This is a genomic window from Brevibacillus jepli (assembly GCF_047229145.1).
GTDB lineage: Bacteria > Bacillota > Bacilli > Brevibacillales > Brevibacillaceae > Brevibacillus.
Genome location: NZ_JBFEFW010000005.1, coordinates 131,331 through 154,648 on the forward strand (window position 1 = coordinate 131,331; position 23,318 = coordinate 154,648).

Consider the following 23,318-nt stretch of genomic DNA (forward strand, 5'->3'; position numbering starts at 1 on the left):
ATACGCGGTTCCTCTCTTTTTATATGGTCCCCTCGTCATAATCCCCAGCTAGGTGTTCGGTCTCCTGCATGCTCTCCTTGATCAGCTCAGCCAGTGTGCAAATCGTAGAGGCTTCAAACAAATTTTGCAGAGACAAATCAATCTCATATCTCTCTTTCAAAAGATTGAGGCATTGAATCGCGCGCAATGAGTCTCCGCCCCGCGAAAAAAAGTTGTCGTGGATTCCGATTTCACTTACGCCAAGCACCTCTTCCCAGACGCTGGCGAGTTTGACTTCCATCTCGCTGGTAGGGGCAACATGCGCCTTTTTCGGCGTGCTTGTCTTTCTTCCGCCGAGCTTCGCCAGTGCTTTACGATCTACTTTTCCATTGGCGGATAGCGGCAGTTCATCTAGCAGCACATACTCGGTCGGCACCATGTAATCAGGCAAGCTATGTCGCAGTGCTTCGGACATTTTTTCCGGTTGGAACAGGCGGACTGACTCCGGTGCTTGCGCCACAATCAGATGGCGATCGAACGCTTCGGCGGCCTGACCGTTTTGCGGATAAGCAAGGACGTTCGTAAAGCCCTGATTTTCCAAACCGGCTCTCCATTGCTCTACAGAGAACAGCGGGAGATGATGGGCTTTTCGCTCATCCTCCAGATGGCTAAACCCATCCTCGAAGAAGCCGACAGTGGTCAGAAGCAGGCGGCTGTTGCGAGTGGACTCGACCAGGAACAGAAGTCCTCCAGGTGCGAGCAGCCCTTTCAAGTAACTCATCGTTTTGTCTATATGACGAGAGCGATGCAGCGTATTGTCCGCCACGATCACATCAAACGAGTGCGGCTCATAGCCTTGCGCAAGCGGAGCTGCGTTCATGTCAAGCTGACCGTATTCCAGCGGAGCCTGCTCTCCCCACTCCTTCTTTGCCCTGTCGGTAAAAAAGGAGGATTCGTCGACATACAAGTAACGCCCACGCTCTGCAGGCAATGTGGACACGAGCGTTTGCGTCAAGCTCCCCGCTCTCGTGCCAACCTCCAGCACCCGCAATGTCTTGTCCGACGGATGACTGCTTACGATGCTGTCAAATACACCCCCGGCAAGACCCTTGTAAAACTCCCGCGTCAGGTCAAATCGATTCAAGCCCGCAGGTGTCAAGAAGGTATCGTCTGCGAGAAATAGCTCCAGCGGGTCTAGCTCACCAGTTAACAGCCCGATAAACAATGGATAGTCGCGGCGGAAAACCGCTTCGAGCTCTCGTCCCGATTCCGTTCGGAGCGGGGAAGCTGACAAGACTGTATCTGGCGCTCCTTCACGCAACGAACGCAGACTTCGGTACTTGCCCTCAGCTTGTTTTTCAAGCAAGCCTTCCGCTACCAGCACTTCCAGCCAATGCACGAGCAAGGTCTGGTAACGGGGATGGATCTGAAAACGATGCATGAGCTCCGTAATCGAACTGCTCTCTCCTACTTGAGAGAACATCCCCATATGCGCAAGCGTACTGCACATGTAGGCGGTGCTTACACGATCAGCCTCAGCAAGGAATTGTGTGACGGGCTCCACTTCGACAGCTGCGGGAATCGTATCTGCCTGCGATTGACCCATGCTGTTGATCGCCTGCCAGCGAGCTGAGCAGTGTGCAGGATCAGCCTGCTCCGTTTCGAATAACGCGGATTCCTTATGGCGATCAAGCACCACATACCCGACCAAGCGCTTCTCATCTGCACCGTCATCCGGCACTGCTACGACAGCGTCCTTTACCCCGTCCTGACGCTTCAGCGCCATCTCGATCTCGCCCAGCTCAATCCGATGGCCACGAATTTTCACCTGGAAATCTTCCCGGCCGAGAAACTCCAGCGTGCCATCTGGCAAGTAACGGCCCAAATCTCCTGTGCGGTACAGTCGTTCCCCTGTCCGCGGATGCGTGATGAACTTCTCATTCGTCTTGCTCTCGTCGTTCCAATAGCCTTTGGCAAGACCAGTGCCACTAATGTATAGCTGTCCCGGCACCCAAACAGGGCAATCCCCCATCCATTCACTCAGCACATGGTAGCGCTGATTGACCATCGGGCGGCCGTACGGAATGCTTTTCCAGCTCGGGTCAATATCTTGGATTACGAAAAAGTTTGACCAAATCGAAGCCTCAGTCGCTCCGCCTAAACCAATGACCTGAACATGAGGGAAATATGCCTTGATCTTGTCTGGCAAATCCAGTGGAATCCAATCACCGCTCAGCAAGACGAGACGCAACGAATGTGGCAGCTGAAGGTTTCTGCCCGCGGCGTATTCGATCAGCATCTGCATCAGCGCCGGAACTGTGTTCCACACCGTCACCTGCTCGGCTTCCAGCCATTCCAGCCAGTGTGCAGGGTCTTTGGCCTTATCCGCATCCGGCATGACGATCGTTCCACCGGCGGCAAGCATGCCGAAAATGTCATACACCGACAAATCAAAATTCAGATTGGACAAGGCGAGTACCCGGTCGCTTGGCCCCACTGCAAATCGTTGGTTCACATCTTCAATCGTGTTGACCACGCCTCGATGATCGATCATGACCCCTTTTGGCAAGCCCGTTGACCCGGATGTGTAAATGACATAGGCCAAATCCTCTGGCTGTCCGGCCAGCGCGGGTACACTGCGCGAAGCGATTTGCTCATTCCTTGCAGTCATTTGGTCCACAATCAGCCGTTCCACAGACGCAGGCCAGCCCAATCGTTCATCTGTCCAAGACTGGGTCAGCACGATTTGTACTTGCCCGTCATGCAAAAGCTGAGAACGCCGCTCCTCTGGATGCGCCGGATCGATCGGCAGATAGGCTGCCCCGGATTTCATAATCCCGAGCGTGGCTGCGACCTGCTCCCAGCCTTTTTCCATCACGACAGCGACCAACGTATTCGGCTGGACTCCCTTAGAACGCAGCCACTCTGCTATTTCATCAGCAGCGTCAGACAGCTCGCCATAGGTCAACGTCCGCTTGGCGGAGATAACGGCAGGGTGATCTTTATTGCTTGCAGCTTGTTTGGCAAACAGTCCGACCAGTGTTTCTGAGGAAGCAGGTGCAGCTGTATTGTTCGCCGCAACTCTTGCTTCCAGACGAGGAACAGCGATCAGGCTCGGTGCTGACTTCTGCCATACCGTTTCATCGTCAGTCAGTCGATGCAGCAGATCGCAATAGGCAGAAAACATGTCGGCAAGGAGTCCCTCTGGAAACAGTCCTTCTACGGCGTCCCAGATCAACAGCAGCTCTCCGTCTTGCTCGACCACTTGATGGTCCAGCCATACCTGCGGCGTCTGTGTGATGTTGTAGACGAGCTTGCCCAGCCATTTTCCATCGGCGTCGGAGCCGCTCCACTGCTCCACCCCTAGTGCGCTCGTAAAGACAACCGGCATGGCTACACCGTTGTGCTCTCCTGTTTGCTTCGCCAATTCACGCTGAACTTGAACCCCGCCCACATAAGGATGGTCCAAATCGCGCCATAGCTGCTGCTGCAAATTCCTGCCTCGCTCCAAAATAGTCTCGCCAGCTGACAGCTCGACGGCCAGCAAGGTCAACGTGGTGAAGTCTCCTACAATTTCGTTAACTTGCGCATGCAATGGCAGTCGATTGAATTGGGTCAGGTTGATTGTAAAGCGCGAGCTCTTGCTCCATGCACCGAGTGTTTCCGCATACGCTGTCAGCAAAATCCCGGATGGGGTCAGACCGACCTCTGCCGTCCGTTTTTTGAGCTGCTGCCATGCTTGGCGATTGAGTCTGGCTTCCAAACGACTGAAGCGCTGCTCGGTAATCGTGTCTGGATTTTTCGCCAAAGGCAGCTGTGGGGCTGGCGGCAAATCTGGCAATCGGGACATCCAATAGTCCAGATCGCGTTGGTACAGCTCCGTTGATTTGAGCTCTTCTTGCGCCAGTACATAATCGCGAAAGCTCAGGTCCAGCGGAGCCAAAGACGCATCCGGCTCATGATACAGCCTCGTCCATTCGCTCAAGAGGTGGAACATGCTCCACCCGTCAAAAATCAGGTTGTCAAAGCTGATATGCAGGCGAACCCGTTCCTCTCCAAAGCAGGAAGCCCGCACATCAAACAACGGCCACACATCCGTAGACAATACCTGATGCGACATTTCCTCCCGTATCGCTTGCAGCTCGGCCCGAGCCTCTTCCGCTGTGCTGTTCCGCAAATCAGTGACCTCGATCCGGTAAGCAGGAACCTGCTCCAAAATCTGCTGGCGCCAGCCATCCGGCAAAATCACCGCACGCATCATTTCATGCTGGTCAATTAATCGTTGCCAAGCCCTGTTGACCCTCTCTAGGTCCAGATGCTGCCCTTCGATTTCGAAATAGCAGTGCGTGGAGACATGCCCCAAGGCGTAAACACCACTGCGCCCGACCCAGTACGCTTGCTGAATATCTGTAAGCGGGAAAGGCTGATGCCTGTCTTGTGGAGCAAGTACGATGGCAGGCAAGCCTGACGCTGCTTCCGTTTGTTCCATGAGCATCTGCACATGCTGCGCCAGTCCGGCAATCGTCGGCTTTTCAAAAATACGTCCTAACGACAGCTCTACCCCCAGCTTGCTGCGAACCAATGCACTGAGTCTGGTTGCCAAAAGCGAATCTCCGCCGAGCTCGAAATAATTGTCTGTAACGCCTACTCGTTCCACATCAAAGAGCTGGCACCAAATAGCAGCAAGTGCTGTTTCGATCGGTGTCGCAGGAGCTGTATACGCTTTTTCTGCTTTTGCCCTCATCAGGCTGTCAGGAGTCGGCAGCGCTTGCCGATCTACCTTGCCGTTTGCTGATAGCGGCAATTCGTTCAACAAAAGGAAAGCAGTCGGAACCATGTAATCTGGCAGCTTTTGACTCAAGAAACCAGATAGCTGAAGAGAGTTGAAGCGCTTGACTTGAAGCGATGCCTGCGCAACAATGACATGCTGACCAAATGCATTGGCCGAATCGTTCGGCTCGGGGAAAGCGACCATTTGTTCGAAGGCTTGCTCCTGCAAGGCTTGCTGCCAAGCTTCCGCCGATAGCAAGGGTCGCTGTTTGGTAAGCCGCTCGTCTTCGAAATGGGTAAAGCCGTCTTCGAGAAACCCTGTGCTTATTTGCTGCAATCGGCTGTTGCGGGTCATCTCCAGCAAAATCAGCATACCGCCGGGTGCCAACAGGCTTTGTACATGCGAGAGAGCCACACCGATGTTTTTCGCGCGATGCAAGGAATCGGAGGCAATGATGACATCATACTGGTGTGCCTCAAAGCCTTGCGTCTGTGGATTTTGATTGATATCCAGCAGCTGATACTCCACAAACGGATACGCATGGAACCTCGTTTTTGCTGCATTCGTAAAGAAGGTCGAGGTGTCCGTGCATGTATAATGAGTCGCGGCTGCAGGGAGCACGGCCAGCAACGACTCCGTCAACGCCCCGCTCCTCGCCCCGATTTCAAGCACACGTATCGGTTCTAATTCAGACCTGTCTCGCAGACTATGTACATGCCGCTCGACCATAGACAGTGCCACGCTGTCTCGCTGCTTCGCGCCAGGGAGTGTCTGCATCAGATCATTCGGAGTCAAGGCTAGCTCCTCCGAAAAGAAATGAGCCAACGGGTCGAGCTCTCCACGCAGGAGCGCAACACTCGCATCATCGACTTGCTCCATGTAACGCAATAGCTCTTGCGCCTGTTGTTCTTGTGCAGGCAGCGCCTGGGAGAGCTGCGGCTTTTCGAGCCATTGTGCCGGGATCGCCCGCATCACGCTGTAAGAATCCGATTCATCCATATGGACAAAACCCTCGTCCGCCAGCGTATGAAGCCACTGTCTGATCAACGCGCGATAACGCCTTTGAATCCCGCAATGCTCCATCAACTCATCGAGGGAGTAGCTTGCGCTTTGCTCAAAACTTACGCCTGCCTTTTTCAGCGCACGGCAAATGTACCTGGCTGCAAGCCCCTCCATATACGCCCAAAAGAAAGGGAACTCTTCCGGACTGATGTTTGCTGAATGCACCGCCAGTGCATGCTCACGACCCTTATCGATTACAGCTGCCCATAGCGCTTCACTCTTCTTTTGATCAGCCCCTATGCTGTCGAACAGCGCTGATTCGCTTTCCCAGTTGGGAACCACATAACCAACCAGCTGCCTGTTCTCTCGCGGATTGCCAACGGCTGTCACGACGGCATCGCGAATCCCCGGATGCTGCTTCATGGCCGATTCTATCTCGCCCAGCTCAATGCGATGCCCTCTAATTTTCACCTGGAAGTCCTTGCGCCCAAGAAACTCGATCGTGCCATCCGGCCAATAACGACCGAGATCCCCCGTCCGATACCAGCGCGAACCGTTCCAATAGCCAAAGCGCTCAGCAGTCAGCGCTGGATCACCCCGATAGCCTACTGCGACACCTGCTCCGCCGATCCATAGCTCTCCGGCTACCCAGTCAGGGCAGTCTCGTCCATGCGCATCCACAACCCGATAAGCCTGGTTCGCGAGCGGCCGCCCGTACGGAATCGATGTCCAGTGAGCGGGCAAGGGCAGTGTGACATCAAAAAAGTTGGACCAGATTGACGCTTCTGTCGCTCCCCCCATCGCCACCAGCTGACTGTTCGGTGCGAGCTGGTTCAGTCGTTGCGGCAAATCAAGACCAATCCAGTCACCGGAAAGCATCGTCACGCGAAGCGGTAAGCTCTCATACTGTCCGCTCTCTGCAGCAATGAAGAGCATATCGAGCAGCACGGGTACGGAGTTCCACAATGTGATCTGATGCTGGTCCACCAGCTTCGCCCAATGTGCCGCATCCCGTCGCAGCTCTTCGCTGATGAGCACGATCGAACCACCTACGCTGAGCAATCCGAACAGATCATAAACAGACAGGTCAAAATCAAGAGAGGATACCGCCAAAATCCGATCAGCTGGCCCAATTCCGTAGCGCCTGTTTATTTCTGAAATAGTGTTCCATGCCCCGGAATGGCTGATCTCTACTCCTTTTGGTTCACCTGTGGAACCGGAAGTAAAGATGATGTAGGCGAGACTGTCCGTTGGAATCGCGACGGGTTCAGCCAGAGGAGGGACGTTCAGCGCATCCGCAACGGCCAGAACAACAGCATCTTCGGGCCACTCCAGCGTTTGCGCCAGCTCCGTATCCGTCAGCACATAGCGAATCCCTGCTTTGCTATGAATACGCTCACGCCTTGTAGCAGGCTGCCCGATTCCGACAGGTACGTAGCATGCGCCTCGTGCCACGATACCAAGCACCGCAGCGACTTGATCGATTCCGCGCGGCAGGCTCACCGCTACAGGGTCTCCTGCTTCAACCCCTTGCTTCTGGAGAAGGGCAGCTATCTGCAACGCATACCTCGCTAACTCGCCATACGAAAAAGTAGCGGAAGCACGACTATCGATCAATGCCGTCTCATGCGGATTCTCTTGTGCATATGCAAAAAATGCACGGTGCAAGAGTTGTGGATCGTCTTTCACCTGATCATTTCTCTGCTTCGCCATATCAGGAAGCAGCGCTGGTTCGACTTGCCAATCACTGTCCTCCGTCACCAAGGAGTCCATCAGCTGGCAAAAAGCAGCGAACATTTGGTCAATCATCCCGTCAGGAAAAAGCTGATCAACAGCATCCCACGCCAGCAGCAGTCCGCCGTCCATTTCATACGACTGGAAATCGAGCCATACTTGTGGCGTTTGCGAGATCATGTAGGTGAGCTTGCCCAATGTTTCGCGGCATTCGTCATTAATGAGTGGCGTACCCAAATTGCACGCAAAGACGACAGGGGCAAAGTCCCGCTCTCCCTGACGCACACGCGCCAAATCGCGCTGCAGCTGTACCCCGGAATAGGCCGCATGTGCCACATCCTGATGAAACTGCGACTGTATAGAACGCACACGCGCCAGGAAGGATGGTTCATCCCGCATGTCAACCGCAAGCAATAGCAGGTTGGTAAAATCGGCAACGACGTCTTCGATTCCAGCGTCTCCGGTCTGACGATCGAACAGCGGGATGTTGATGAGAAACTGCAAATGGGTGCTCCAACGCGCCAGTACTTCTGCATAAGCCGTTAACAAAACCATCGCTGGCGTGACACGCTGCGCCGCAGATCGTTTTTGCAAAAGCGTCCAGTCCACTGCCTTCATGAAATGCGTTCTTCGTGCAAAAACGGGCGACTTGATCATTTCCGGCTTTTCCTTCAGCGGCAAGCCTGGAGCTTGCGGCAGGGTTGAAAGGCGTTCCTGCCAATAGCGAGCGGCTTCCTGCCTATCCTGTGCCCGGCGTTGTGCCTCTTGTCTGAGATAATGGGCAAAGCTCCAGTTTGCCGGGGCCACAGGCTGGATGCCTCGCGCGTAAGCTGCCGTCAAATCTCGCAATACGATGTGCAGACTCTGTACGTCCGCGACGAGCAAATCCAGATCAAAATGGATGCGGGTACGGCCCTCGGGCAATAAGCTCAGCTCCAGACCAGCTACTTCTCCCGCTTCCACCGCCAGACGTCGATGAGACATCCGATCCCGTATTCGGTCTAGCTCCCGAGCCAGTTCGATCTCTGAAAAAGCCCGCAGATCATGAATCGGTACGGCAGTAACAGTCGGGGTACTCATTACCTCTTGCTGTCCATCCGTCAAAAATCTTGCCCGCAGCATCGGATGGTGCATCAGCAGCTTGCCCCATGCTGCTTCCAAACGATCCGGCTCAACGCCCACACCATCAATCTCCAAATACGCATGGCATCCGACCCCACCGAGAGGCTGATCATCCTGACGTCCAATCCAGTAGGCGTATTGCACATCTGTCAGCGGAAAAGGCACATCCACTTCCACATCCGCTGTCTTTGCTTCCACAGTCGGAAGCGACGGGCTTTTCTTTTGCAGCAACGCCTGCCAGTCACGTAAGGTAGGAGCACCGATCAGCTCGGCAAACGTAACCTTCGCCCCTTCCTTACGCCATTTGTTGACCATTCTCATCATTTGCAAGGAATCCAAGCCCAGCTCGATCAAGTTCTGATCATCAGAAAACGCGACAGGCGCGGGCAGCATCTCCTGAATTTGCCTTTTCATCTCCTCGTAGCTCAAGGAAGTGGCGGGACTTGCGGTTTGACTGTCATTGAGCATTTTGGACATCATCTCTCTCCTCTCGCGCAAGACCCCTATTCTTTTCCAACCAACTGCCTGGAGAAGCTACTGAGCTTTTCACGCGTTTCTTCCAGTTCTCTAGACGGCAAAGACATTTCGACAACACCAGCTCCGGCATGCAGCCAAGCCTGGTTGTCCTTTTGATAAATCGTCCGCAGCACGAGAGCCGCATCCATGGCACCGTCACTATCAAAAGTCATGACGCAACCGCTGTATAGATTTCGCGGCACGGTCTCCAATCTGCCGATGGCTTCGATCGATTCTTTTTTCGGGATACCCGAGGCAGTAACCGCTGGGAACAATGCACGGAAGGCATCCCATGAGTTGCATCCGTGCTTCAGCTTCCCTTTCAAGCGAGAGGCGATATGCTGAACCGTTCCTCGGCTCGCTACTGACATAAAATCGCTCAAGACGATCGTCGTCGAATCGCAGACGCTTTTCAGCTCTTCGAACGCCAGCTTGACGGAAACTGCGTGCTCGGCAATTTCCTTCGGGTCATTCAGAAGCTCCTCCTTGAGCTTGTTCGCCTCGTCTTCACTACTGCCTTTTGCCCGTGTTCCTGCGAGCGGGAAGGTACTCACCCATCCATCGCTATCGACCTCTACTACCGTCTCCGGGCTAAAGCCAGCCGCGCCGAGACCATCGAGGCTGACAAGGAAAGAGCGAGACGGTGTATTGACTCGTCTGCCTGCGATATAGCTCGCAATCAGATCAAGCTTTTGATCAAGCGGAATTTTTCTGGACAAGATGACCTTGTGGTATTTGCGTTCTTGAATCTCGCGCACTGCATCAGCCACGCTTTGCATATAGGCTTCAGCGGCGTATGTATCTGCCTGTGGGACGGAAAGCTTCTGTTTGTCCACTCTTTGGCTAAGATTTTGCGCTTCCGGACCATTCATCGACAGTGAGTGCAGTAGTTGGCTAAATTCGCTCCGCATCTCTTCACTCAAGGCTCTCAATAGGAAAGTTCCTTTGTTGAAGCGCACCTCGACTTCAGGTATAAACAGCTTGAGCAAGCCATCCTCCTCGGACAGCAGAGGCAAGCCGTGATAATAACGAGCCATGCCAAAGTTGACCGTTCCATAAGCGCGCCAGTTTTGGAGCGGGACATGCGCCATTGCTTTATCGAGCGTTTCACTAAGCTCGTTGTTGTCGAAACGGAAGGTCTCGTTGCGATAGGTCAGAGTCGTCTGCTTCGCATCTACGTAAAGAAGCGCATGAATCCCCAATCCTAGCGACAGCTCATCCCCATTTTCATAGAGCAGGTAGTTATCATAAAGGCCACGCTCTACGATTTGGGCGGCTGCCATATGAGCGTCCCCTACAAAAGCAAATGTCTCTTCCTGATAGGCAATGTCCGCCGTCATATCCTCCCGCTTTGGCTTTAATGCGAGCTCTTTCAGCTTGGCTTTATTTACCTTGCCAACGCTGGTCAGCGGCCAGTAATCAATGAATTCGATTTGGTCCGGCATTTTGTACCGCGCCACACCTTTTTCCTGGAAGAATGTATGGATATCTGCCAGGCTGATCTCCTCGTCTTCGGTGATCAAAAACGCGCAGCTTTTCTCGCCAAGTATTGGATCGGGAAGCGTGATCAGCGCCGCGTCTTTAATAGCTGGGTGCATGCGCAAATACGACTCTACTTCAGCCGGCATGATTTTTTCGCCAGCTCGGTTGATTTGTTCCTTGATCCTTCCACCGATCTGAATATTTCCTTCCGGCGTAATCCGCGCCTTGTCCCCAGAACGGTAAAAGCCATCAGGCGTAAAGCTCTCGCGGTTTTGCTCCTCTGCTCTGTAGTAGCCGCGAATCGTATACGGTCCACGCACAATCAGCTCGCCGTATTCACCTTGCGCGACATCGTTTCCATGCTCGTCCACGATTCGCACCTCATCCGCTTCAGATATCGGGCGGCCCTGGCAGCTGGTAATGATCGACTCGTGATCATCCAGTGAGGTGCAGCAAATGAGCCCCTCCGCCATCCCGAATACTTGCTGGAGCTTGCATTTCCAATCGCGTGAGATGCGGCTTGCGAGATTATCATCCAGCATGGAGCCTCCGACCTGAAGGACCTCCAAGCTCGAAAGGTCGCTTGACGAATCCCATTCCAGTACCTCCTGCCATACTTGCACGATAGAAGGCACGAGGCCGGTTATGGTCACCCGCTCTTTTTCAATCAGCGGAAAAGCTTCGTCGCAGCTGGTTGTTTTGCTTAGCACGATCTTGCCGCCAACCGACATCGTCCCCAAGATTCCTGGGCAGCAAAGCGGGAAGTTGTGCGCAATCGGCAGAACTGCGAGATAGACGCTTTGCTCCGTCAGCTGGCAACGTGCTGCGGCTGCTTTTGCATTGTAGGCGTAATCCGCGTGGGTTCTTGGAATCAGCTTGGGTGTTCCTGTCGTACCACCAGACAAGAGCAATAACGCAGTGTCTTTGTACGAAGGGGCTTCCAGCTCAATCGGCGGCCCACTAATTCCCGCCAGATTCATCCCGATCGAACTCTCTCCATCTGTCATGACGAATTTGACTGACGCATGTCTTTTGACTAAATGTTCTGCCATATTCGTGTAATCAAAGCCGAGAAACGTCGTAGGAATGATGTAGGCAACTGGCTTGGCGAGTGTAAAAATCCCGTCCAATTCAGCCTCTCTGTGCGCAGGCAATACGAGAATCGGCACAGCCCCGATGCGAAACAGGGCAAAGCAAGTCAGTACGAAAGAAATCCGATTGGGGAGCTGGACGGCTACATTGTCACCTTTTTTGATGCCCATATGATAAAAACCGGAGGCAAGTGCATCTACCTTACTGTCGAGCTCATGGTATGTTAGTCTCTCCTCGTCCTCCACCAACACTTCCTTGTTCTGGTACTGTTCCGCCCATTTGCGCAATTGCTGCCCAAGTGTCAGCGGCTCCCAAAGCCCGCGCTGTTCATAAGCCACTGCTGCTTGCTCATACCACTCCGTACTTACTTTCATTCCGTCTTCTCCTCCTGTATAACTGCGGGTCACTCATTCGCGCCCGCAGCCAGATCATGCAGGCTCGTTGCACACATCATGTTGGTTTGTCTAACAACAAGATATTGATAGTGATTCTCATTGTCAATTCTATCCGTAAGCTGTTTTTTCTACATTTTGGAAATATAGGATGAGTTATCTTCCGTTTTCTCACGATTTCTTCGTTTCTCTCCGCTCGAATTCCATATTCTTACATCCTTATATCACAATATCAAACCCAAGAAAGTTTATATGTATAATAGAAGATTCTCGTCACAGCTGCTTGGATTTACGCTCTGATCCTGCCGATCGCAACAGCTCCAGCATAGCCTTTAGCAGGCGTAAACCGGAAAATTATCCAATCCTCACTCCTGATCCCCTCCCCGCTTACTGTGAGGCTGTGATCCCGTTCCTCCATGCAAAAAGAATCAAGAGGGTGCTTACTCAGGCCCTTCCCAGTCGCTTTGACAAAAGCCTCCTTGCGTGTCCAGCAATCAAAAAAGCCCTGTTGCCTCTCACCACGAGGTAAACGTAATAGTCGATCTCGTTCCACTGGGTGAAAGTAATTCAAGAGTTGTTCCATTTCCGGGATGTGTCGCAAATGTTCCACGTCCACGCCAAGGAAGCGATCGCGTGAAAATGCGACCGCTACCAGCTCATGCGAATGCGATAGATTGAAAAAAAGTGGTTCCGAATCATTGTTTTGTCCATACAAAAACGGCTTTCCGTTCGAATCGCACGCAACTTGTACCTGTTTAGGTGCGATCGCTGTATACCGCCCAATCAGCCTTCTCAGTAGTCCATGTGCGACAGCATAACGTGTCCTGTCCGCTTGGAAATGGAGCCGTTCCCGTTTGTCGAGTTCTTCAGCGGATAGTACAGCTTCCAGCTCCTGCAGGCTTTGTTCGAACCACGGCACAAACGCCAGCCAAATATGTACTTCCCCATCAGCCAGCTTCACAGGGGATGATTCCTCCAGAAATGCTTTCGTGTTTTCAGACAAGGTGGTTATCCGTACCTGCGGCATATGCTGCATCCCGTTAACGCTCCCCTTTGCCTATTGCAGCAACACGGTACTGTCCGATGATTTTGGCAACAGATTGCAGCAGATATTCCTTGTTTGTCGTCAGGAAAAAATGCCCGCCATCTACCATCTCGAACGTAAATTGTGCGCTTGTGTGACTGGCCCAAGCCTCCATTTCTTCCTGCGTGGCTTCCTGATCCTCTGTCCCGCAATACGCTGCAATGGGGCAATCCAGCGGCTTTTCCTCGGTATACACATACGTTTCGTCGAGGGTGAAGTCTGCGCGGAGTAACGGCATGAACAGCTCCATGAGCTCCTTGCTTTGCAGGATCGCCTCTGGCGTCCCGGAAAAGCGTCGCAGCTCAGAGACAAACTCATCATCAGACAAATGGTATATAGGCTTTGGCTCCGGGAAGTGAGGAGCACGACCTCCTGAAACGATGAGGCAAAGTGGATTACGCTCCCATTTGCTCCGCACCATGCGCGCCAGTTCAAAAGCAATTCGCGTTCCCATACTATGACCGAAAAAAATAAACGGCCGATCCAAATACGGATAAATCGCTTGGGCTATCTCTTGCACCAGCACGCTCATTTCTGCGTGCGCTCGTTCAGCAATCCTATTTTCCCTACCTGGCAGCTGAACAGGGTAAACACCCATATCGCTTGGAAAAGCCTGTGCCCATCCCCTGTAGATCGAAGCCCCTCCCCCTGCAAAAGGGAAGCAAAATAATCGAATGCTGTCTGTGGCTTGCGGCTGAGAAAGCAGCCATGATTTCGCTGTTGTATCCATGCTCATCGTTACTCCTCCATTTCGTTTATCGTTGAGCGATTCAATTACAGAGTACATGATAATGATTCTCAAGACTGTTTGCCAGATCCTTTTTCCTGTATGCTCATCGTCATCGTTGGAGAAAAACGGAAAAGGATGGAGATAATAGGTGAAAAACCTCGAAAAATATGCCAAAATATTGAAATTTGGACTTTTCTTGTTTTGACAACGATTCTCATTATCAATATTGTGTTCTTATACTGACATCCGTGCGTATCACGCCTGCTTGACTAGCAAACTATTATCCAGCATTCATGCCAAAGGGGGATCGCAAATAGAGAGAGTAAGAGCTGCCGATCGGCTATTTAAGTCAGAGGGAGGATGTTACATGCAAGCCCAATCGTCATTAGCTGCCCAAAGCGGCAGATGGACCATGCGAGATATTATTACGCTCGCGATTTTCAATGTCGTCATGCTAATACTTATGACCATTGCTCCGATCATTACGGTTGTTTCTCATTTACTGGTTGGCGGCCTGACTGCGCTGCTCAATGGTCCAATCTATATGGTTATGTCTAATAAAATCGCCAAGCCAGGGACTCTATTTTTTACGTCCGTCCTGACAGGCTTGTATTTTGTTGGTTTTGGCTATGCAAATTACTTACTTACCTTAGCGGTTATTGGACTCATCTGCGAGCTGATCCTGTGGGGAAAAGGCTCCTATCTCAATCCTGTTCGCAATGCAATCAGCTACTCCGTTTTTTATGTCGGCTATTCGCTTTGCGGGGTTGTACCGCTCATTTTCTTCCGCGAATCGTATCTCGCCACTTTGGAAAAAAGCTATACGCCCGAGCAGCTATCTGCGATGCTCTATTACTTTGAAACACCCAGCATGATTCTGCTCATGTGCTCAATTTCGTTTATCGGCGGATTGCTCGGCTGCTATTTCGGCAATCTGTTGATGAAAAAGCACGTAAAAAAAGCAAAGCTGGTATAATGATTCGGGTAAAAAAACAAGGCATATTCCTCCTCGGTGCTCGAGTTGGAATATGCCTTGTAGACATGTTAGTATAGTCTCTCTATTGTCCTTCCATGGCAAGTAAAATAAACGTTATAAATGCTATTACCGTACCAAAGACGAAGTATAAACCCGTAAGAATAGCCATTAACAACAAGGTCGCTTTGGCCCAGTTTCTACGATTCAAATTCCCATCAGAACCAAAAGCCCAGACAAATAACAAAACAAGATTCGCGATCGGAATCAGCATGAACAACGAGACCATCACCCAGTCTTTCATCGTCATGACCTTTTCGTTTTCCGCTACGCTTCGTTCCACATACGTTTGGTGATCCATCATACACCCTCCACGTTTTATACCTGTACACCGTTTTTGCTATTGTTCAACCGCTGCTCCAATGAATGCCAAGATCATAATAAAAATGAAGACGCTCAAATACAACCCGATGCCAATACCCATGATCAGCAAGCTCGCTTTTGCCCAGTTCTTTCTGTTCAGATTGCCTTCGCCACCAAATGCCCAAACAAAATACATGACGAGATTGACTATTGGTACCATCAAAATTAAAAAAGTAATCAACCATTCCTTGACCGACATGACCCGCTCATTTTCGGGCACACTCACTTGCAAATGCTGTTGATGTTGTTGTTGAAGCTGCTGTTCCAATGCGAAACCTCCTTGTTATGTCATGATCATTTTTATTATATTGTTTCCTTTTGAAATAATCCTTACGGCAACAACATATTGCTATGTCCTCCGTTCATCTCTTAATTTTTTCCAGTATATCATTTTACAAGAGTAATAACACATTTAATGGTATTATTCCGGATATAAAAAGGCCTTAAGGGTCCCTCAGGTAGTTGTCTGTTGACGGTTAGAAAGATAGAAACGTTGTCTACGACCAATTTATTCAAATACGATAGTTACACCTTTCTCTTCTAGTAGTTCAACTCTTGCTTCCTCCAGGCATGTTTATCTAAATGCTTTTTCGCAACGTCGTAATTTTTCCATGTAAGAGTAAAAGACGGTCCAGGACTGCCAAATCCCCCAAATAAGCAATCATCCAACGAGTTTATATCAAAACCATAATAGCCTCCACTTATGCTACCATTTATAGGATGACAGGGGAATTAATAGAGATCGAATAAAGGAGAGAAGCCGAATGAACATAAAGAAAAATCAAGTATTTGTGGAATTGGAGGTAGCGAATTGGGACAACACAGACCTTGCATCAACGCTATTTGAAATGTGCTACGCCCAGAAAGAATATGAAAATGATGTAGTCGAGGTTCATCAAGTTGTCGATCTGGGAAAGCAAAAAGGCAAATCGAGGTACTTAATTATTATCAATATTACGCAAGACTTGGACAATCTCGGTGAAGCGATTGATAGTCCTTATCGATAGAGAAAAGCCCTTGAACTTTCGTTTTCAAGGGCTTTGCCTATTCGTCAGTGAACAACTCGGCACCGCTACAAATCTGATAAAATTGTTTCACATCATTTGGGAGAATATCATTAGCATCCTCGATTCCCATTATTTTGCCTCTGTTTGTGTCCATACGTTATCTACGTACTCCCCCACTCCCATGAATCTATGAACAGCCCCATTTCCCTTATTTCATGGATGGCTTCCTCACAAATCATCGCGCTACCAATATCCATGTAATATGCCTCATTTGACAGACAATATCTTCTCTCAAATCCAATCTCACCATATATTCGATCTGTTTCCCGATTAGCGTATCGCCGTCTTGAATCGAGTAAAAAAACTGGATCATCTCCTGCGGACAGCACTCTTGATAGGATTGACTCCGCGGGTGTTAACGGACCGTCATCATTAACTTTGCCGATGTCTATGATGAAGGTCCATGTCTTTATCTTCCATTTTAGTATAATTACTTCAAGAAATTTTGACTAATTCTAGGAACACAAAAAGCCCGCTGGCGTGCAACGGGCTTTCACTATTACGAAGACGTTACTTATTGAATAATCTCGGAAATCGCTTGCTTTTGCTCCAAAAACTCGTTTTGTACCTCGATCAGTTCTTTCAACAGATTAGCAGCCTCCTGCAAAGATGCAGCTGCCTGCTCCTTGTCGCCAGCCTTGAAAACTTCTTTCGCTTCTTTTATTGTGTCTTTCTTATTAGCTTTGATCTCTAAAGCCTGCTCTTTGTTCGCTTTCTTTTCTGTGCGAATTGGCTTCAATTCTTGACTGATCTCTTTGAAAGAAGCTTTTTGCTCTTTTACTTGAGCCAACTCTGTTTGGACATGTACCAGTTTTTCTTCAATGGCAGTATGGTTCGCGGCGATTTCAGCCTTGATGCTCGCTACCTTTTCTTTGTCCTTGGCTTTTTTCGCTTCCTTCAATTCAACAGACAGCGCTTTATTCGCTTCACGCAGTGGCTTCGTCTCTGCCAGCGCGCTCTTCACCTTTTCACGTACTTCCTTCGTTACATCGCCCCAAAGTACGTCCCATGCTTGTTGGTTGATCTGAGATTGTGCTTTTAGTTTATCTTGCAAAGCTTTTTGCTCCACTTGCAATGCTTGTAGTGCTTGAAATTCAGGCAGGCTCTTCCACCCCGCTTCTTTCCCTTCTTTCTCAGCCGCAAAAGCTCCTACGGCACTCGTTACCAGCAAGCTCGCTGCAATGACAGATACGGAAAGCATTTTTTTCATGTGTGAACACTCCCTGTCTTCTTTTGTTTCCTACAAACAAATCGTACCGTACGAGCGTCGGGAATGTTCGGGATAACCTCGTGAAAAGTAAGGGGAAAGTGTGGGATGCCCATGTTTAAATGACAACATCCTGATAGCCTACTTCCGTTACTTCCTCATTTAATAGACGAAGTCCCAGACCGTTTTCTTCGTCCCATGTGCAACCGAAGAGTAATCCGATGTCACGGCCTTCAAATATATCTCCATATGGCACCACAATTTCATGTAAAACGATTCTTTCCAGTAGTTGCTCTTGTGTTTCAATGAAGGGATAATCTTCATTGAATTCAATATCATACCCAAGCTCATGCCGCTTTTGCTTGTAGTAGTCGAAAATCGCTTGCAAAACACTCGGTTGTAAATGCTCCCAATTTTGCATGAGAGATTGATAGGCCATATATTGTTCTTCATCAAATTTACCGTCTTCCTCACCTTCAACAGTGAGTGTTATCTTGGCTTCTTTCCCGCAAAAATGAATGGTCGTGTCCCTTGACCAAACAAGAAAGTATGCGAGTTCACCAAAAACTGGATCGTTTATGATCATGCGAAAATCTCCTTAGCTACCGTTTTTCCTACTCATTAGTCATAAAACTGAATAAATCTTCCTTCTGCAGGAATTCTTTCGTCATCAAATACCTCTACTTGCAGCAATTTTTCTTTCTTCTCCAGCTTGGCAATGAACAGTGCGTAAAAGTCACCACCAGTTGGATAACTGAATAACCCGTACCCTTTTGGTGAGAGCAATTTATTGGCTTCTCTTATCTTCTCAGGTACATATTCATATTCAAACTCCCCTAATTCCTCAAGCTCTTCCTGTGTACCCAATTCAATGTGATTCGTGAATTCATAATCCAATAGGTAGTTAACAATCTCCCAATGCTGCTCGCCTCTATGATCAAGGTAGAGGAATTTCTTCGTAGACATTCCATATCTCCATACACTTTCGTAAACGTCTAGCGCATTATCCTTTTCCAAAAATGCTTCAAAATCTTCGCTATCTTGGAAAATGAGCTGTGCGATTTCTTGACCTGTCATGCTACCTTCCTCCATTTAACGTGATTGAAACAACGCTCCATGCTGATTCGGGATATATTCTGGATAGCTTTTGCGATAGAAGTTATCGATTAGAAGCAACAATGGGTCCCATTCAGGATATGGTTCAGGGTCTGCAAACATCATTTTTGCTTCTGGCGTATTCATCAATAGATCGTCGTTAAAGTGTGTGGGTACTGGCAATCCCAGTTTATTCCGCACATGGATCAGGAACATAATTTCAAATGGATAGAAGCCATATCCAAAGTCACCGAACTCATCGAACTTCCCTATTTCCGATGCCAATAGAGAATGATACAACGACATCTTCCCAATCAAATTTTCGATTTCTTCCAGATTCGGTGTGGACCATCGTTCCAGCACCTCTCCGTAAACACCAAGGTCTTCAGGTATGTAATCGTAGTCCAGATCATCTGCCTCAATTTTTTCTATCACAGCCAGATGCAACTTTTGATTGGTTCCCGCTATAGTTTTATCTCTGTATTGCAAATATAGCTCTAGTAAAAACCAAATGTGTTTGTTGTCATCATCCGCATCGATTAAATGCCCACCGAAATTTTCAACGATAAAGTCAAATAAGAGCTTTTCCTCTTTCTCCCACCCAAACATCGTAAAATGAATCAAGGCTGTAATAACTCCCTTGAAGGTGTATCTCAAAAACATTTTCGGATAGCGAATTTTATAAAGGTCCTGTCCCATACACTGATAAAACACAACCATTTGCATCGCTTTTAATCCATCTGGATGATTTCCACCTTGAATCAATACGTCGTTTTTCCACTGTGACAGGTAATAAGAATAAATTTGCTTAAGGTTTACTAATAAAATATGATCCTTCTCAATGGTATTCCTCTCGACTATTTCGGCAATTTTACTTTTGCTATCATCATAATCTTCTTTGACATCTTCAAATTTGATCCCATCCACAAAGTTTTTGCGGTATCTTTTAAACGACATTGCAAACTTTTTGGGGTTTAGCATGATATTCTCCTCTTCTTCAAAATCCATTTTTTTCTTTTTATCAGATTATAGCAAATAAAAAAAGCGATAACTGGGGTTACCAATTATCGCTGACGTATTCAGTGATTACAATATTTCGATATACCCTTCTGTTCCATGCACGCGAATTCGTTGCCCATCTTTTATCAGTTTGGTAGCATTCTCCACGCCGACAACTGCTGGTAAGCCATATTCACGTGCGATAACTGCTCCATGAGTCATCAGTCCACCAACTTCGGTGACTAGACCCTTTATGGATACAAACAATGGTGTCCAGCTAGGGTCAGTAAAGGAGGTGACTAATATATCTCCATCTTCTAGATTGGCCTCTTCCATGTTTAAGATGACACGTGCTCGCCCCTCTATAACTCCGGATGAAACGGGTAGACCTACAATAGCTTCGGCTGGGAGATTTTCTCGTTTGTACTCACCTGCAATGATTTCACCATCAGATGTGATAACACGTGGTGGCGTCAGTTTTTCATAGTATTTGTACTCGTCTTTTCGTTTGTTGATGATCTGGTAATCTAGTATATTTGTGCGTACGACTTCGTGAAGTTCTTCAAAAGTGAGGTAGTATATATCTTCTTTTTCATGAATAACGCCCTCTAGTACGAGTTGTTCGGCTTCTTTCAGTAAAGCCTGCTTATACACGAAGTAGCGATTAACCATGCCGTATTTTGGATATTCCCTAAACCCGCTGAAATTCCGGATTAGGTCGATCATTCGTTTTGTTTCTTTGGCTTTTTGTTCACCATCCGGTAATTGCTTCAATCGATCTAATAACTCTTGTTCTTTTTTCAAAGCTTCCTGTCGCCCTTGCTCAAATTTCCGGTTGCTGGCATTAGGCTCAAAGTTTTTGATATTACCAAGAATCATGGGGACAAGTGAAGTTGGTTTTTCGCTCCAACGCGTTTTCGTCATATCGATTTCACCGGCACATCGCATTCCGTATTTGCTGAGATAATCATAGATAGCGTCTTGGGTTTCCTGTCCACCCTCAAGCGTAACCAGTTCATCCAAAAAGTCATCATCTTTTACTTGTTGTAAATACTCAATGACTTCTGGATAAGGACGAATCACATCGGCGACATCCAATAGCGCCAGACCCATTTCCGAAGTAATATTGTTTGGTACAGATTGAGAAAGTGTATCTGCTACGTTTTTTTCACCTAGCCACTTGTTCATTTTTTCATTGATCCATGATGAAGCATCCATAGCAGCGATAATGACACCCAAGCTTTTTGGGTCAAATAAAATCTTCTTTAATTGCTGGATATCTTCCAGAATAAAATCAAATAAATCTGATCCTGATTTCGTTTGAATGTTTTGCTTTAACTCTTCTATCGATGTTTGACTACTCTTAATCAACTCAGAAACGATTGTCGGATCGTCTTCGTTTTGTGGTTGAAACCTCACAGGCGACATACCTTTATTGCTTTTGCTAGGACTCTCTTCTTTTTTATCAGCTGGTAACGATTTAATAAAATCTCCACGATCTATAATGGTCATAAGGGCGTCTTTTATGAGCGGATCGGATTGTCCCAGGGTATTTAATAATATTTCTCTGCTATCAGGTGAAGCCAGATTAGGTGTGATATCAACAAACAACCTTCCACCAGCTTTACGCATGGGGGCAGGAGTCGTTAACAGGAAAAAAGACAATCCCAATGGTTTCATGGCATCAGTCATCATTTGTTGATGGCCGACAGATACATAAACGTGATTTTCTTGATCATTCGCTTCAGGGATCGGGTATAAAGTCGTGATGGGCCGACTCTGGACAATATAAAACGTATCATCAACCAAACACCATTCAATATCTTGTGGGTAACCAAAATAAGCTTCGATCTGTCTTCCAATGCGTGCCAGTTGTAAAATTTGTTGTTCCGTAAGTGTTTGCGTCTTTTGCTGATCAGGATCGATCTGCTGTGTCTCTGTTCCGCCTTCTTTTCGTCCATAGATAGCCACTTTTTTGGTTGCTATTCTCTTATCGACGATTTCCCCTTCCAGTACTTTATAACAATCGGCAGATACCAAGCCAGAAACCAGTGCTTCTCCAAGTCCAAAACTGGCATCGATTGACAGCAGCTTCCGGTTGGATGTAATGGGGTCAGCGGTAAATAAAATCCCTGAAGCTTGTGGGAAAACCATCCTTTGAACGATTACGGATATAGAAACCTGACTGTGGTCGAATCCATTTTGCATACGGTAGATGACCGCGCGATCCGTAAATAAGGAAGCCCAACATTTGCTGATATGCTGCAAGATGGAATCGACGCCGATGATATTTAAAAAGGTGTCTTGTTGGCCAGCAAAAGAGGCATGTGGTAAATCTTCAGCAGTCGCACTAGAACGCACTGCATAAGCATGCTCCTCTCCAAACTGGGACAGATAGTGAGTAACTGCGCACGCAACATCGGACGGAATTTCTACTTCCATAATGATTTGTCGTAGCTGCCTGCTGATTTCACCAATTTGCTCTCGATCTTCTGCTTTTAGCATGGTTAGTCGATCCAACAAAGCATGATACGCTTTGTTTTGTTCAATGGCTTTCTGATAGCCCACTGTTGTAACACAAAATCCTTCTGGTACTTGTATTCCTTGAATTTTTGATAATTCCCCTATATTTAACCCTTTTCCGCCAACGAGCAAAAGCTGCGTTTTTTCCATTTCCTGAAAACCGAGAACCAATGAACTCATTCAACATCTCTCCTAACCATTGAATTGAGAAAAAACATTTGACAAGAGTTCGCGGGCATGGTACATTTAAAGTGTAGGATGCGATAACTTTGACCAAACCGATTTAGACGGTCGTTATTAGATTATATCATCGTGGCTGTTTATGTGCAATATTAAGGAACCTGGCTAATCTGCTCAGGTTCTTTTTTGATTTTTCACTACCATTATTGGACAATCAGGTTTTAAAACAATACTTATCTATCCATTTTTCAAACCGTGTGGTAGCAGTTTTTCTTTTATCCTCTTCTCGCCTGTTATGATAAAAATACTGGACTGTTCGTTCCTGAAACATTATACTATTCCTACAGTGAGGAGGAATTAACCATCGGACGTATTAAAGAGTTTGACAAGGAGCGCGTACTTCATAAGGCAATGTTAGTTTTTTGGGAAAAAGGTTACGAAGCGACAAGCATACCGGATTTATTAAAAGCAATGGGATTAAGCAGATCAAGCTTGTACGAAACATTTGTGGACAAACAGACGCTTTATGTTGAGGCCATACACCATTACAAAAAAATAGGGCAAAATAAAAGAAATCTCTTGGTAAATGCGCCGTCTGCGAAAGTTGGAATCCGGCAGTATTTTGATCAGCACATTACTTCCGCATTTGATGAGGATTTGCCAAAAGGATGCTTGATAACAAATGCAACCATTGGTATGGATTCACCAGATGAACAACTACGTAAATTGATACGTGACCGATTTGAGGAATTGGAACAGACTTTTTATGAACTTTTACATAAAGGACAGCAGACAGGAGAAATCGATCCCAAAAAAGATATAAAAGTGCTATCGCATTTATTGCTTAACCTCAATCATAGTATCAATGTAATAGCCAAAGTAAAAAGTGACAAGAAAGTCGTTTATGACATGGTTAATACTGTGATTGAGATGCTGTAACATATTTT

Annotated in this window: 14 protein-coding genes; 3 read left to right on the plus strand and 11 right to left on the minus strand. The window is 48.1% G+C overall.

Annotation, left to right across the window (positions count from 1 at the left end):
- Positions 1–19 precede the first annotated feature (19 nt).
- From AB1L17_RS07600 to AB1L17_RS07615, 4 genes are all read right to left on the minus strand, one after another.
- Entirely contained in the window at positions 20–9,085 is a 9,066-nt protein-coding gene (locus tag AB1L17_RS07600) for a non-ribosomal peptide synthetase (RefSeq protein ID WP_412846310.1), read from the minus strand.
- Positions 9,086–9,111: 26 nt separating this feature from the next.
- Positions 9,112–12,072, minus strand: coding sequence for a salicylate synthase (locus AB1L17_RS07605; protein ID WP_412846291.1), 2,961 nt, complete (start codon positions 12,070–12,072; stop codon positions 9,112–9,114).
- 307 nt (positions 12,073–12,379) lie between these two features.
- Positions 12,380–13,126, minus strand: a complete 747-nt coding sequence (locus tag AB1L17_RS07610; protein WP_412846292.1) for a 4'-phosphopantetheinyl transferase family protein — start codon at positions 13,124–13,126, stop codon at positions 12,380–12,382.
- 4 nt (positions 13,127–13,130) lie between these two features.
- Positions 13,131–13,910 carry a thioesterase II family protein gene (locus tag AB1L17_RS07615; RefSeq protein ID WP_412846293.1) on the minus strand — a complete coding sequence of 260 codons (780 nt, stop codon included), beginning with the start codon at positions 13,908–13,910 and terminating at the stop codon, positions 13,131–13,133.
- A gap of 361 nt (positions 13,911–14,271) precedes the next feature.
- On the opposite strand from AB1L17_RS07615, the gene AB1L17_RS07620 reads away from it, so the two are divergent.
- Complete coding sequence (locus tag AB1L17_RS07620; protein WP_412846295.1) at positions 14,272–14,880, plus strand: MptD family putative ECF transporter S component; 609 nt, start codon at positions 14,272–14,274, stop codon at positions 14,878–14,880.
- Between the two features lie 82 nt (positions 14,881–14,962).
- On the opposite strand, the gene AB1L17_RS07625 is transcribed toward AB1L17_RS07620, so the two are convergent.
- Positions 14,963–15,238, minus strand: coding sequence for a hypothetical protein (locus tag AB1L17_RS07625; RefSeq protein WP_412846296.1), 276 nt, complete (start codon positions 15,236–15,238; stop codon positions 14,963–14,965).
- A 39-nt stretch (positions 15,239–15,277) separates the two neighbouring features.
- Positions 15,278–15,499 (minus strand): hypothetical protein, encoded by a 222-nt coding sequence (locus AB1L17_RS07630; RefSeq protein ID WP_412848866.1) that lies wholly within the window; start codon positions 15,497–15,499, stop codon positions 15,278–15,280.
- Positions 15,500–16,064: 565 nt separating this feature from the next.
- Between AB1L17_RS07630 and AB1L17_RS07635 the strand changes: the two genes are divergently transcribed.
- On the plus strand, positions 16,065–16,307 hold the full coding sequence (locus tag AB1L17_RS07635) for a hypothetical protein (protein ID WP_412846298.1): 243 nt from the start codon (positions 16,065–16,067) through the stop codon (positions 16,305–16,307).
- A 574-nt stretch (positions 16,308–16,881) separates the two neighbouring features.
- Here the strand turns inward: AB1L17_RS07635 and AB1L17_RS07640 are convergent.
- From AB1L17_RS07640 to ppsA, 5 genes are all read right to left on the minus strand, one after another.
- On the minus strand, positions 16,882–17,577 hold the full coding sequence (locus tag AB1L17_RS07640; RefSeq protein WP_412846299.1) for a hypothetical protein: 696 nt from the start codon (positions 17,575–17,577) through the stop codon (positions 16,882–16,884).
- 115 nt (positions 17,578–17,692) lie between these two features.
- Positions 17,693–18,160: a DUF6985 domain-containing protein gene (locus AB1L17_RS07645; protein WP_412846301.1), complete on the minus strand. Its 468-nt coding sequence runs from the start codon at positions 18,158–18,160 to the stop codon at positions 17,693–17,695.
- A gap of 35 nt (positions 18,161–18,195) precedes the next feature.
- A complete protein-coding gene (locus AB1L17_RS07650; RefSeq protein ID WP_412846302.1) occupies positions 18,196–18,651 on the minus strand; it encodes a DUF6630 family protein in 456 nt (151 codons plus the stop codon).
- Positions 18,652–18,666: 15 nt separating this feature from the next.
- Positions 18,667–19,650 carry a hypothetical protein gene (locus AB1L17_RS07655; RefSeq protein WP_412846312.1) on the minus strand — a complete coding sequence of 328 codons (984 nt, stop codon included), beginning with the start codon at positions 19,648–19,650 and terminating at the stop codon, positions 18,667–18,669.
- Positions 19,651–19,755: 105 nt separating this feature from the next.
- Entirely contained in the window at positions 19,756–22,371 is a 2,616-nt protein-coding gene (gene ppsA / locus AB1L17_RS07660; protein ID WP_412846303.1) for a phosphoenolpyruvate synthase, read from the minus strand.
- 411 nt (positions 22,372–22,782) lie between these two features.
- Between ppsA and AB1L17_RS07665 the strand changes: the two genes are divergently transcribed.
- Positions 22,783–23,310, plus strand: a complete 528-nt coding sequence (locus AB1L17_RS07665) for a TetR/AcrR family transcriptional regulator (RefSeq protein ID WP_412846304.1) — start codon at positions 22,783–22,785, stop codon at positions 23,308–23,310.
- Positions 23,311–23,318 lie beyond the last annotated feature (8 nt).

Coding starts and splice junctions, on each gene's coding strand:
- AB1L17_RS07600 (WP_412846310.1), bottom strand. CDS start 9,085: ATGTCCAAAATGCTCAATGACAGTCAAACCGCAAGTCCCGCCACTTCC.
- AB1L17_RS07605 (WP_412846291.1), bottom strand. CDS start 12,072: ATGAAAGTAAGTACGGAGTGGTATGAGCAAGCAGCAGTGGCTTATGAA.
- AB1L17_RS07610 (WP_412846292.1), bottom strand. CDS start 13,126: ATGCAGCATATGCCGCAGGTACGGATAACCACCTTGTCTGAAAACACG.
- AB1L17_RS07615 (WP_412846293.1), bottom strand. CDS start 13,910: ATGAGCATGGATACAACAGCGAAATCATGGCTGCTTTCTCAGCCGCAA.
- AB1L17_RS07620 (WP_412846295.1), top strand. CDS start 14,272: ATGCAAGCCCAATCGTCATTAGCTGCCCAAAGCGGCAGATGGACCATG.
- AB1L17_RS07625 (WP_412846296.1), bottom strand. CDS start 15,238: ATGGATCACCAAACGTATGTGGAACGAAGCGTAGCGGAAAACGAAAAG.
- AB1L17_RS07630 (WP_412848866.1), bottom strand. CDS start 15,499: ATGTCGGTCAAGGAATGGTTGATTACTTTTTTAATTTTGATGGTACCA.
- AB1L17_RS07635 (WP_412846298.1), top strand. CDS start 16,065: ATGAACATAAAGAAAAATCAAGTATTTGTGGAATTGGAGGTAGCGAAT.
- AB1L17_RS07640 (WP_412846299.1), bottom strand. CDS start 17,577: ATGAAAAAAATGCTTTCCGTATCTGTCATTGCAGCGAGCTTGCTGGTA.
- AB1L17_RS07645 (WP_412846301.1), bottom strand. CDS start 18,160: ATGATCATAAACGATCCAGTTTTTGGTGAACTCGCATACTTTCTTGTT.
- AB1L17_RS07650 (WP_412846302.1), bottom strand. CDS start 18,651: ATGACAGGTCAAGAAATCGCACAGCTCATTTTCCAAGATAGCGAAGAT.
- AB1L17_RS07655 (WP_412846312.1), bottom strand. CDS start 19,650: ATGCTAAACCCCAAAAAGTTTGCAATGTCGTTTAAAAGATACCGCAAA.
- ppsA (WP_412846303.1), bottom strand. CDS start 22,371: ATGAGTTCATTGGTTCTCGGTTTTCAGGAAATGGAAAAAACGCAGCTT.
- AB1L17_RS07665 (WP_412846304.1), top strand. CDS start 22,783: ATGTTAGTTTTTTGGGAAAAAGGTTACGAAGCGACAAGCATACCGGAT.